Raw genomic sequence first — 12,909 nt, forward strand, 5'->3', positions numbered from 1 at the left:
AAAGGAAATTACTATGATTTTTGATGATTTAAAAAACATTAGCTTTTACAAGGGAATTCACCCAAATCTGGACAAGGCTATTGATTATCTCTATGAGCATCGTAAAGATAACTTTGAATTAGGGAAATACGAGATTGATGGGGATAAAGTTTTCCTAGTTGTACAAGAAAATGTTCTCAATAAAGAAGAAAATGATCGCTTTGAGCATCATAAAAACTATGCAGATTTGCATTTGTTAGTTGAAGGACATGAGTATTCTAGTTACGGTTCTCGTGTAAAAGACGAGGCTGTAGCCTTTGACGAAGCTAGCGATATCGGCTTTGTTCATTGTCATGAACAATACCCACTTTTATTGGGTTATCACAATTTTGCAGTCTTTTTCCCAGGTGAACCTCATCAGCCTAATGGCTATGCAGGTATGGAAGATAAAGTTCGCAAATACTTATTTAAAATTTTAATCGATTAGTCAGTTAGGAGGAGCAAACAATGGCACATAAAGGATCTGGATTAATAAAAGCGGCATTCGATACGGATAACTTTCTTATGCGATTTTGTGAGAAGGTTTTAGATATCGTGACGGTTAACCTACTCTTTGTTGTGTCTTGTTTGCCTATTGTGACGATTGGAATAGCAAAGATCAGTCTCTATCAGACAATCTTCGAAGTTAAGAGTAGTCGACGTGTTCCTGTTTTTAAAACGTATATGAGAGCCTTTAAGCAAAATTTGAAATTAGGTCTCCAGTTAGGTTTGTTGGAACTAGGAATTTTTCTGATTAGCGTGGTTGACTTATCTCTATTCTGGGGGCAAACCAGTCTAGGCTTCCAGTTCATTAAAGCCATTTGCTTGGGAATTTTGATATTTTTAACTCTAGTTATGTTGGCTAGCTATCCAATTGCAGCACGCTATGACTTAACTTGGAAAGAAGTGCTCCAAAAGGGCTTGCTCTTGGTAAGCTTTAACTTCGTGTGGTTCTTCTTGATGCTTGCGATTATTTTATTAATCATGATGATTCTCTATCTATCAGGCTTTACTCTAGTGCTCGGTGGATCAGCATTTCTACTCTTTGGCTTTGGTCTTCTTGCCTTTTGCCAGGCTGGATTAATGGAAAAATTGTTTGCTAAATATCAAGCAGATTGAAAATGATATGAAACTACTTTCAAGCATGAAAAGCTACGAGAGATGAATAGAAATTAAAATCTAAGTGGCTGAGATGTATTGAAAGCGCTTTTCACAAGGTGTATACTAAAATAGTAAAAAATCATCTGCCCAGAGCAGAAAATAAGAAATCTTAGGAGAAATCTATGTCAGATTTAAAAAAATATGAAGGTGTTATTCCTGCCTTCTACGCATGTTATGATGATGCGGGCGAAGTAAGCTCAGAACGTACTCGTGCTTTGGTGCAATACTTTATTGATAAAGGTGTTCAAGGACTTTATGTCAACGGTTCTTCAGGTGAATGTATCTACCAAAGTGTAGAAGACCGTAAATTGATCTTGGAAGAAGTCATGGCAGTTGCTAAAGGTAAATTGACAATCATTGCTCACGTGGCTTGCAACAATACTAAAGACAGTATCGAACTTGCTCGTCATGCAGAAAGCTTGGGTGTTGATGCTATCGCAACAATCCCACCAATTTACTTCCGTTTGCCTGAATACTCAGTAGCCAAATACTGGAACGACATCAGTGCAGCAGCACCAAACACAGACTATGTTATCTATAACATTCCTCAATTGGCAGGTGTTGCTTTGACTCCAAGTCTCTACACAGAAATGTTGAAAAACCCACGTGTCATTGGTGTTAAGAACTCTTCAATGCCAGTTCAAGATATCCAAACATTCGTTAGCCTTGGTGGTGATGATCATATCGTCTTTAATGGTCCAGACGAACAATTCCTAGGCGGACGTCTCATGGGTGCAAAAGCTGGTATCGGTGGTACTTATGGTGCTATGCCAGAACTTTTCTTGAAACTCAACCAATTGATTGCAGATAAAGACCTAGAAACAGCGCGTGAATTGCAATACGCTATCAACGCTATCATCGGTAAATTGACTGCAGCCCATGGGAATATGTACTGTGTGATTAAAGAAGTCTTGAAAATCAATGAAGGACTTAATATCGGATCAGTTCGTTCTCCACTTACACCAGTGACCGAAGAAGATCGTCCAGTTGTAGAAGCAGCTGCGGCATTGATTCGTGAAACTAAGGAGCGTTTCCTCTAATCAACAGGAGGCTTTATGGCTAATTATGTTGCAATTGATATTGGTGGAACTAATATCAAATACGGTTTGATTGACCAATATGGACAACTTGTAGAGTCTCACGAAGTAGCGACTGAGGCTCATAAGGGTGGTCCACACATCTTACAAAAGACAAAAGATATCGTAGCTAGCTATCTAGAAAGAGGACCAGTGTCAGGTGTGGCCATTTCCTCTGCGGGAATGGTTGACCCTGATAAGGGTGAGATTTTCTATGCTGGTCCACAAATTCCAAACTATGCAGGAACTCAATTTAAAAAAGAAATTGAAGGAAGCTTTGGAATTCCTTGTGAAATTGAAAATGATGTCAACTGCGCAGGGCTAGCAGAAGCTGTTTCTGGATCTGGAAAAGGTGCAGGAATAACGCTATGTCTGACCATTGGAACGGGTATCGGTGGTTGTTTAATCATTGATGGTCAGATTTTCCATGGATTTAGTAATTCTGCCTGTGAAGTTGGCTATATGCATATGCAGGATGGGGCTTTCCAAGATTTAGCTTCTACAACTGCCTTGGTTGAGTATGTAGCCAAGGCTCATGGTGAAGAAGTAGCCCATTGGAATGGTCGTAGAATTTTCAAAGAAGCTACAGAAGGCAATAAACTCTGTATGGAGGGCATTGACCGTATGGTAGACTATCTTGGGAAAGGTCTTGCTAACATCTGTTATGTTGCCAATCCAGAGGTTGTTATACTAGGTGGTGGTATTATGGGGCAAGAAGCGATTTTGAAACCGAAAATTCGTACAGCTCTGAAAGATGCGCTTGTTCCGAGCTTAGCGGAAAAAACAAGATTAGAATTTGCGCGTCATCAAAATACTGCAGGTATGCTTGGAGCCTACTATCACTTCAAAACAAAACAATCCTAAGTTGGCCTTGCCAATTTAGGATTTTTTAGTCATAAATAGTAAAATAATCATTTAGTAAAAATCTAGTTAAAACTTTGAAAACCCTTGCATTTTTTAATATAACATAGTATATTTATAATAATGCAGAAACTCTAGGTAAAATTTTTGCTAATTTGAGCCTTATTTTATTTTCAAAAAATGTAAGCGATTTCTATAAAGAGACTTACCCAAAAATAAATAGCTTAGGAGCAGAGTTTTAAGCTAGGGAATCAAACAAAAAATGTCGCCAGCTAAAGCTGGGCTTGGGCAGTAGCTGACTGCTCTAGAATAGTAGGAGTATTTGATGAAACAATATTTTTTAGAAAAAGGTAGGATATTTAGTATTCGTAAACTGACTGTTGGTGTTGCTTCTGTTGCAGTTGGGCTTGCTTTTTTTGCATCTGGGAATGTTGCGGCTAATGAACTCGCGACAGAGCCAAAACTAGAAGTAGAAGGTCAAGCGAAAGAAGTGACAGATGTAGATCATGAAAAAGAAGAAGCAGTCAAAGAAGAAGTAACTGAAAAAACAGAACCTGCTGTCGAGAAAGTGGCAGAGGAAGGAAAAACTGCTGAAGTGGCTGGCGATTTACTCCCTGAAGAAATCCCTGATCGTGCTTATCCTGATACACCAGTGAAAAAAGTGGATACTGCAGCTATTGTATCAGAAAAAGATAGCCCACAAGTAGAGACTAAGAGCATTTTGAAACCTACAGAAGCAGCTCCATCTGAAGGCGAAAAAGAAAATAGAGCCATTATCAATGGCGGACAAGACCTTAAGCATATCAATTATGAAGGTCAACCAGCTACATCTGCTACTATGGTTTATTCAATCTTTAGCTCACCTTTGGCCAATGGCGGTAGTCAGCGATACCTTAACTCAGGTTCAGGTATCTTTGTTGCTCCAAATGTCATCTTGACAGTGGCCCACAACTTCTTAGTCAAGGATGCGGATACTAATGCGGGATCTATCCGTGGTGGTGATACGGCTAAGTTCTACTACAATGTAGGTTCAAATACTGCTAAGAATAATTCTTTGCCAAGCTCAGGAAACACTGTTTTGTTCAAGGAAAAAGATATTCATTTCTGGAATAAAGAAAAATTCGGTGAAGGCTATAAGAATGATCTAGCCTTGGTTGTAGCTCCAGTTCCACTTTCAATTGCAAGTCCAAATAAGGCAGCTACCTTTACTCCTTTAGCAGAACATCGAGAATACAAAGTTGGAGAACCTGTTAGCACCATCGGTTACCCTACAGATTCAACTTCTCCAGAATTGAAGGAACCAATTGTTCCAGGTCAATTGTATAAGGCTGACGGTGTTGTCAAAGGTACTGAAAAGTATGATGATAAGGGAACAGTTGGTGTCACTTATCGTTTGACTTCTGTATCAGGTCTTTCAGGTGGTGGAATTATCAACGGTGATGGTAAGGTCATTGGGATCCACCAACGTGGAACTGTCGATAATGCGAACATTGCTGAAAAAGATCGCTTTGGAGGAGGGCTTGTCCTCTCGCCAGAACAATTGGCATGGGTCAAAGAAATCATTGACAAATACGGTGTCAAAGGTTGGTATCAAGGAGATAACGGCAATCGTTATTACTTCACTCCAGAGGGAGAAATGCTCAGAAATAAGACAGCTGTAATCGGTGAAAACAAATATTCCTTCGATGAAAGTGGTGTAGCGACTCTCCTTGAAGGTGTTGATTATGGACGAGTTGTTGTCGAACACCTAGACCAAAATGATAATCCAGTCAAAGAAAACGATACTTTTGTTGAAAAGACAGAAGTTGGAACTCAGTTCGACTACAACTATAAAACAGAAATTGAAAAGACTGACTTCTTCAAGAAGAATAAAGAAAAATATGAAATTGTATCGATTGACGGCAAAACTGTCAATAAGCAACTAAAAGACGCTTGGGAAGATGATTATAGTGTTGTGAGCAAGGCTCCTGCAGGAACTCGCGTTATCAAGGTTGTTTATAAGGTCAATAAAGGTTCCTTTGATGTTCATTATCGTTTGAAAGGTACCGACCAAGAATTAGCAACTGCGACTGTGGATAATAACGATGGTAAAGAATATGAAGTTTCCTTTGTTCACAGATTCCAAGCCAAAGAAATTGCAGGCTACCGTGCAGTCAATGCAAGCCAAGAAGCAACAATCCAACATAAAGGAGTGAACCAAGTTATTTTTGAATACGAAAAAATTGAAGATCCAAAACCAGTAACTCCTGTAACTCCAGTAGTGGATCCAAAAGACGAAGAAACAGAAATTGCTGCTTACGGTCCACTTCCAAGCAAGGCTCAATTAGACTACCACAAGGAAGAATTGGCTGCCTTCATCCACTATGGAATGAACACTTACACCAACTCTGAGTGGGGGAATGGTAGAGAAAATCCTCAAAACTTTAACCCGACAAACCTTGATACAGACCAGTGGATTAAGACTTTGAAGGATGCTGGATTCAAACGAACAATCATGGTTGTCAAACACCATGACGGTTTTGTGATTTATCCATCTAAATACACAGACCATACGGTAGCTGCAAGTCCATGGAAAGACGGTAAAGGTGACCTTCTCGAAGAAATCTCTAAATCAGCAACGAAATATGACATGAATATGGGTGTTTACCTATCACCATGGGATGCCAATAACCCTAAATATCATGTTTCAACTGAAAAAGAGTACAACGAATACTACCTCAACCAGCTCAAGGAAATCCTTGGCAATCCTAAATACGGAAATAATGGTAAATTTATCGAAGTCTGGATGGATGGTGCGCGTGGTAGCGGAGCTCAAAAAGTAACCTACACCTTTGACGAGTGGTTCAAGTACATCAAGGAAGCTGAAGGAGATATCGCTATCTTCTCTGCACAACCGACAAGTGTCCGTTGGATTGGTAATGAACGTGGTATCGCTGGAGATCCCGTTTGGCATAAGGTTAAGAAAGCTAAGATCACTGACGATGTGAAGAATGAATATCTCAATCATGGAGACCCAGAAGGAGATATGTACTCTGTCGGTGAAGCAGACGTTTCTATTCGTTCAGGTTGGTTCTACCATGACAATCAACAACCAAAATCAATCAAAGATTTGATGGATATCTACTTCAAGTCTGTTGGTCGTGGAACACCGCTTCTTCTCAATATTCCACCAAACAAAGAAGGTAAATTCGCAGATGCAGACGTGGCTCGCTTGCAAGAATTCCGAGCAACCTTGGACCAAATGTATGCGACTGACTTCGCAAAGGGAGCAACTGTAACGGCAAGCTCTACTCGTAAGAATCACTTGTACCAAGCAAGTAACCTAACCGATGGTAAGGATGATACTAGTTGGGCATTGTCAAATGATGCCAAGACAGGTGAATTTACTGTCGATCTCGGTCAAAAGAGACGCTTTGACGTAGTCGAACTCAAAGAAGATATTGCTAAAGGTCAACGTATCTCTGGATTTAAGGTTGAAGTTGAGCTCAATGGTCGCTGGGTTCCATATGGAGAAGGTTCGACTGTTGGTTATCGTCGTCTTGTCCAAGGTCAACCTGTGGAAGCACAAAAGATTCGTGTGACTATCACGAATTCACAAGCAACTCCTATTTTGACAAACTTCTCTCTTTATAAGACACCAAGTAGTATCGAAAAAACAGATGGCTATCCTCTAGGCTTGGATTACCATTCAAACACAACAGCTGACAAAGCAAATACAACCTGGTATGACGAATCTGAAGGCGTTCGTGGAACATCTATGTGGACCAATCAAAAAGATGCTAGCGTAACCTACCGTTTCAATGGAACTAAGGCTTATGTCGTATCTACAGTGGATCCAAATCACGGTGAAATGTCAGTTTATGTGGATGGTCAAAAGGTTGCAGATGTACAAACCAATAATGCGGCTCGTAAACGTAGCCAGATGGTTTATGAAACAGATGACTTGGCTCCAGGTGAACATACCATCAAACTCGTTAACAAAACTGGAAAAGCTATTGCAACTGAAGGTATCTACACGCTCAACAATGCTGGTAAAGGTATGTTTGAGTTGAAAGAAACAACCTATGAAGTTCAAAAAGGTCAACCAGTTACTGTAACCATTAAACGTGTTGGTGGTAGCAAAGGAGCTGCAACAGTTCATGTCGTGACTGAACCAGGAACAGGGGTTCATGGTAAAGTGTACAAGGATACAACAGCTGATTTGACCTTCCAAGAAGGTGAAACAGAAAAAACGTTGACCATTCCGACAATTGACTTTACGGAGCAAGCTGACTCTATCTTTGACTTCAAAGTGAAAATGACGAGTGCTTCAGACGAAGCTTTGCTTGGCTTTGCTTCAGAAGCAACGATTCGAGTGATGAAAGCTGAATTACTTCAAAAAGATCAAGTCAGTCATGATGATCAGGCACCTCAGCTTGACTATAGTCCAGGTTGGCACCATGAAACGAACTCAGCTGATAAATACCAAAATACAGAATCATGGGCATCGTTTGGACGTTTGACAGAAGAGCAGAAGAAAAATGCCAGCGTAACAGCCTACTTCTACGGAACAGGTCTTGAGATCAAAGGATATGTGGATCCAGGACATGGTATCTACAAAGTAACGTTAGACGGTAGAAAAGTCGAGTATCAAGATGGCCTGGGTAATGCTTCTGAGTACAACGGTAAGAAGTACTTCAGTGGGACAGCTGCCACACGTCAAGGTGATCAGACTCTCGTTCGTCTGACAGGGCTTGAAGAAGGTTGGCATGCTGTAACCTTGCAATTGGATCCAAAACGTAATGATACTACAAGAAACATTGGTATCCAAGTTGACCAGTTTATCACTCATGGAGAAGATAGTGCTCTTTATACCAAAGAAGAGTTGCTTCAAGCTATGAAGAACTGGAAAGATGAATTGGTTAAATTTGACCAAACAAGTTTGAAGAACACTCCAGAGGCGCGTCAAGCCTTCAAGTCAAACTTGGACAAATTATCAGAGCAACTTTCAGCAAGTGAAGCTAAACCACAAGAAGTTCTCAAAACAGCTACAGCCTTGCAAACGATCCTTGATAAGGAAGAGAACTACGGTGTCGAAGAAACGCCAGCCCAACCAGAAGAGCCTAACTATGATAAGGCCATGGCAAGTTTGGCAGAGGCCATTCAAAACAAGACCAAAGAACTAGGTGATGATAAAGAAGCTAAGAAGAAACTAGTTGAATTATCCGAGCAAGCTCTTACTGCTATTGAGGCAGCTAAGACACAGGATGCGGTAGACAAAGCCTTGCAAGCAGCTCTAACTTCTATAAACCAACTTCAAGCGACTCCAAAAGAAGAACCAAAACCAGAGGAACCAGCTCAACCAGAAGAGTCTAAGATTGACTACGATAAGGCTATGGCAAGCTTGGCAGAGGCTATTCAAAACAAGACCAAAGAACTAGGTGATGATAAGGAAGCTAAGAAGAAACTAGTCGAGTTATCCGAGCAAGCTCTTACTGCTATCGAAGCAGCTAAGACACAGGATGCAGTAGACAAAGCCTTACAAGCAGCTCTAACTTCTATCAACCAGCTTCAAGCGACTCCGAAAGAGGAACCAAAACCAGAGCAGCCAGCTCAACCAGAAGAATCTAAGATTGACTACGATAAGGCTATGGCAAGCTTGGCAGAAGCTATTCAAAACAAGAGCAAGGAACTAGCCAACGATAAGGAAGCTAAGAAGAAACTAGTCGAGTTATCTGAGCAAGCTCTTACTGCTATCGAAGCAGCTAAGACTCAGGATGCAGTAGATCAAGCCTTGCGAGCAGCTTTAACTTCTATCAATCAACTCCAAGCGACTCCGAAAGAGGAAGCAAAACATTCAAATCTTCCGACTGAAGGTGTTAAAGAATTGAGCTTTACTCAACCAAGCCTTGAGGTAGTAGAAGAAGCTATCAACTTCAAGACTGTTAAACGAGAAGATCCAACTCTGCCAGAAGGTGAAACTCGCGTAACTCAGGTAGGTCGCGCAGGCAAGGAACGTATCTTAACAGAAGTAGCACCAGATGGAAGCCGTATTGAAAAACTGCGTGAAGTTGTTGAAGTGGCGCAAGATGAGATTGTGCTAGTCGGAACTAAGAAAGAAGAATCAGGTAAAACAGAGGCAGCTATCCATGAAGTACCAGAGTTTACTGGTGGTGTAAATGGTTTGGAAGCAGCTATCCATGAAGTGCCAGAGTTTACTGGTAGTGTAAATGGTTTGGAAGCAGCTATCCATGAAGTACCAGAGTTTACCGGTAGTGTGAATGGTTCTGGAGCAGCTATCCATGAAGTGCCAGAGTTTACTGGTAGTGTGAAGGGTTCTGAAGCAGCTGTCCACAGAGTTCCAAACTTTGAAGGAGGAATTCCTGGTGGACAAGCACCTATTCATCAAGTACCAGGATTTACTGGTGGTGTAAATGGTTCTGAAGCAGCTATTCAGGAGATTGCCGAACACAAGGAAGAACAGTCGCGTGTAGCTCAGGCTATATCACCAGATAAGACTTATCAAGCACCTGCAAATCGTCAAAATGGTCTCCCTGAAACAGGCGCTAAAGAAACGGCTACTCTCGCAAGCTTGGGAGCTGTAGGAGCACTTCTTGGTCTAGTTGCAATGGGAAAGAAAAAAGAAGACGAATAGAATCTGTCAAACTCAAGAAAGACTGTTGAGGAAGTATAGATTTTGTGGAAATTATTGCAGAATATTAAAGAAACTGCTGTAATAACTGTCCAAACTTTAGAGATTGAAACCAATAACTAATCTCAATTATAAAAAGCGAGCAAAACGAGTTTTCTGAGAATCGGAATTCCGTCTTGTTCGCTTTTTTGGCTCTTTGTCAACTGTAGTGAACTAGAATTTAGACAAGGTTGAGAATGCTAGGCATTTGCTTCTTAGTGATGTAGCCAAGTTTCACAAGGTTGTAAATCTTTAGAAGGCATAGACTCAAGTAGCTGTCTTTTAAGAGTGAATAAACTATTCATAGACTGCTAGTTATTCATGTTTAAGCTTTTAAAATAGATTCGAGAAAGCTTGGATTGCATTTTCTACTATTCTATCCGGTAAGCATATTGGAGATCTCGTTCATGATTGGTATAGCATGGAATAAGTCCTTAAAAGAGTGATTATCCTTGTACACTAGTGTCCATTTTTACAATTTTTCATGACTTTAAAAAATCAGTATTTTACAGCTTTTGTGCCGAAATTCTCCTTTTTATAGTATTTAAGTGGTTTAAGGTCAAATTGCTTGCTTTTGTCTACTAATCATGTATAATGGGGGTGGATAGTAATAAAAAAAAGGAGACTGCAATGTTTTTTAAACGTTCAAACGGTGAATTCCGTGAAACCGATCGAGTGACTCGGTTCAAATTGATTAAGTCGGGTAAGAATTGGTTGCGCGCATCTACTTCGAACTTTGGGCTTCTAAAAGTGATTCGTGGTCAAGTCGAAGAGACTATTGTAGCCGAAGTGCATGAAGATGCGGTGTCAGAAAAGGGACTGACAAGTCGAGGATTCTTAAAAGGGATCGTCGTGGCCGCAGCTGTTCTTAGTGCGACATCGCTTGTACATACTGGTCATGCAGATGAGCTAGGAAAGGATGCAACTACTGCATCAGTTTTGGTTAGTGCACCTGCGGTTACATCAGAGTCAGAATCATTGAGTGAGCAAGGTTCTACAGACCAATCAGCAACTCTAAATGAATCTGCTACTGAAACAAAAGAAGATACAGTGGTTTCATCTAAACTAGTTGAAGATGCTCCTGTGTCTGAAGACAAAGCAATCTTGGAACAAAATGCTTCTGAAGCAGCTTTGTTGATTAACATCGCTGAAAAATACGCATCAAACCATCAAGATGCAGATCAAAAAGCAGCGATCCATGTAGCTGTTGCTAAGGTTCAATCAGAATTGTCTGCAAGCACTAGTTTGGCCAATGCAACTGCTCAAGCTTATGCAGATCAACGTGCACGTTTGAGCAAGTCAGTGGATGAGCTGATGGCAGTCTTAACAGTGGCAGGTTTTGAAGGAAACACTACTGTTAACGGATCACCAGCAGTCTCTGCACAATTGGATGCTATTTCAACGTCAACTACTCTTACTGCGCCATCTGTTGTAGAAAAAATGGATCAACCAAATGGTGCTTCAATTGAAGATCCAGCTTTGGACAACCCAAACTACAAATTGGATCCAAATGAAGAACGCTATACCTATTCAATCTGGGATCTTCAAAACTGGGAAGGTCCTGAAAATCAAGGTGGTTTCACATACAGCAATGGTGGTTACTATGTAACATTCTCAGTTGATCGCTCAGCTATTGGAACTACAACTACTCCGGTTGTTCATGCCCGTTTGGTAGAAAAAGCTACGGGTAAAGAAGTAGAAACTTTGGATATGACTGCCAAGTCAACTTACCAATTTAAGACCTTGGTGCAAGAAAATCCTACTTATGCACCTCAATTTGACTATACTACTGGAGAAGTTTCGCAAATTCTAGGAACATGGACTAATAACCGTGATGCTGGTCCTACTTTAGATGATAGATATAAGCACCATATTCTTCAAATTCGTGACACAACAAAACCAGGAAATGTTGGGGATACAAAACCAAATGTTCAAACAGTCGTTCCAACTGAAAAAGTAACCCATACAACTCACTATAAAGTTGAGGGTACAGATGAGGAATTGGCTTCATACGCTCAAACTGGTATTGAAAGCCAAACTTATCACGCCTCTAATCCGCGTACATTTGAAGGTTACGAATTTACACGTACTCAATCAGAAAAAGACATGACTGGATCACTCGGTGGTGTTGGAGCTAAGTACCTAGAACTTCAGGGTGGGCGCGCTCACTACTATGTGAAACGTATTGTAGAACAAGTCGATAAAGATGGGACATCTGTTGTTAAATTGTATGCTTTAGATCCTTCGAAGGTGTCATCATATAGCCCGGCAACTGATGTAAATAATCTTAATTTAGATAACTATACATTGTTGTATACCTCAGATCCTGTTAAACCAGGAGGTAAGCCAACACCTGCTGGAACAAAAGATGCCTTACATGATCTGGGATATGTTGACAGTAAGGATGGCCAATACCATCTTCGTGTACAAACATATACTGATAGTGGAAATGGGAATGTGCGTTTGAGTGGTTGGTACAATAAGGCTACTGGGGATGCCTTTACAGCCTCACCACAATTCTCAACAGATGTCGATCCGGTTCGAAACAACACTTCCAACATCATTGGTGGGAATACACCAGGAGATAAAGCTTCAGGCTATCCATCATTCTTCAACAACTACTCGCTTCCTTCTGTTAAACAAATTTCTACCGATGTAACTCACTACTACCGTAAAACAGATGCTACAGGTAATGTTTACGTGCATTATCAAGATACAGAAGGTAAGACTATTAAGCCAGATGTAACCGATGAAAAAGATCAACCAGTTAATAAGGCCTACGATACAGTTGTAGACAATCGTCCGAACGAGATTACATTCGAAGGTAATACTTACGAATTGGTTCCAGCTGGTAACTACACAGTTGGTGAAGTTGATGACCAAGGACATCTTACATCATCAGACCCAACAACAGGTGCAGTTGCCAAAGAGGATAAGAATGTAACTTACATCTACAAACTTAAAGAAGGTGAAGTTGTTATCACTTATGTGGATGAGAAGGGTAAAGAGATTCAAAAACCTCGTCAAGACACACCAAACTCACCATATGACACACCATATGACACTACTGAGGAAGGTGAAAAACCTAACTTCATCAAGGCCGAAGATGGTAAGACCTATAAG

6 protein-coding genes are annotated in these 12,909 nt (G+C 40.6%); all 6 read left to right on the top strand.

Features of this window, described 5'->3' with window-relative positions:
- The first annotated feature begins 13 nt into the window (after positions 1–13).
- Positions 14–466: a YhcH/YjgK/YiaL family protein gene (locus E7C97_RS01010; protein WP_006150881.1), complete on the top strand. Its 453-nt coding sequence runs from the start codon at positions 14–16 to the stop codon at positions 464–466.
- 20 nt (positions 467–486) lie between these two features.
- Positions 487–1,137: a YesL family protein gene (locus tag E7C97_RS01015; protein WP_075228294.1), complete on the top strand. Its 651-nt coding sequence runs from the start codon at positions 487–489 to the stop codon at positions 1,135–1,137.
- A 164-nt stretch (positions 1,138–1,301) separates the two neighbouring features.
- Entirely contained in the window at positions 1,302–2,219 is a 918-nt protein-coding gene (locus E7C97_RS01020; protein ID WP_316107719.1) for a dihydrodipicolinate synthase family protein, read from the top strand.
- A 15-nt stretch (positions 2,220–2,234) separates the two neighbouring features.
- Positions 2,235–3,119, top strand: a complete 885-nt coding sequence (locus E7C97_RS01025) for an ROK family protein (protein WP_316107721.1) — start codon at positions 2,235–2,237, stop codon at positions 3,117–3,119.
- A gap of 322 nt (positions 3,120–3,441) precedes the next feature.
- The gene (locus E7C97_RS01030; RefSeq protein ID WP_316107722.1) at positions 3,442–9,750 is read left to right on the top strand and encodes an SIALI-17 repeat-containing surface protein; all 6,309 of its coding nucleotides are present in this window, start codon (positions 3,442–3,444) and stop codon (positions 9,748–9,750) included.
- A 666-nt stretch (positions 9,751–10,416) separates the two neighbouring features.
- Positions 10,417–12,909 (top strand): accessory Sec-dependent serine-rich glycoprotein adhesin (locus E7C97_RS01035; RefSeq protein ID WP_316107724.1); only part of this gene is annotated, 2,493 nt, incomplete at its 3' end.

It is taken from the genome of Streptococcus sp. (genome assembly GCF_032481935.1).
Taxonomy (GTDB): Bacteria; Bacillota; Bacilli; order Lactobacillales; family Streptococcaceae; genus Streptococcus.